General features: G+C 61.0%; 1 protein-coding gene. It reads right to left on the bottom strand.

Features of this window, described 5'->3' with window-relative positions; translation table 11 throughout:
• On the bottom strand, positions 1-549 hold a 549-nt coding region (locus IE097_RS19190), incomplete at both ends, for a SulP family inorganic anion transporter (protein ID WP_268247098.1).

The following is a 549-nucleotide window of genomic DNA, read 5'->3' on the forward strand; positions in this document are numbered from 1 at the left end:
ATCACGCCGATGTTCACTGCGACAACCAGGTCGGCGAACACCGTCAGACAGAACGTCACCAGCAGGATGGCGACATCAGCGCGTGGAGCACGACGCAGCATCTTGGCGAAGTGACGTGCCTCGCTCATGTTCCAGGCAACCACGAACAGGATCGCCGCCAACACGGCCAAGGGCACATGCATGGCCAGCGGCGCCAAGAGGACGATGATCAGGATCAGCGTGATGGCGTGAACAATGCCTGACAGCGGCCCCGTTCCCCCGTTGCGGATATTGGTCGCGGTACGCGCAATGGCACCGGTTGCTGCAAACCCGCCAAACAGTGGCGCTGCGATATTGGCAATGCCTTGGCCGATGAGCTCCTGGTTCGAATCGTGCCGTGTTCCGGCCATACCGTCAGCGACCACGGCCGATAGCAAGGACTCGATGGCACCAAGCATGGCGATCGTGAATGCCGGGCCAATCAGTTCGAGTACGCGGGCAAAGCTGAGTTCGGGAAGGTGCGGTCGTGGCAATTGCTGCGGGATGCCACCGAAAGCACTGCCAATGGTG

The organism is Jeongeupia chitinilytica, assembly GCF_014652315.1.
In the GTDB taxonomy this organism is placed as follows: domain Bacteria; phylum Pseudomonadota; class Gammaproteobacteria; order Burkholderiales; family Chitinibacteraceae; genus Jeongeupia; species Jeongeupia chitinilytica.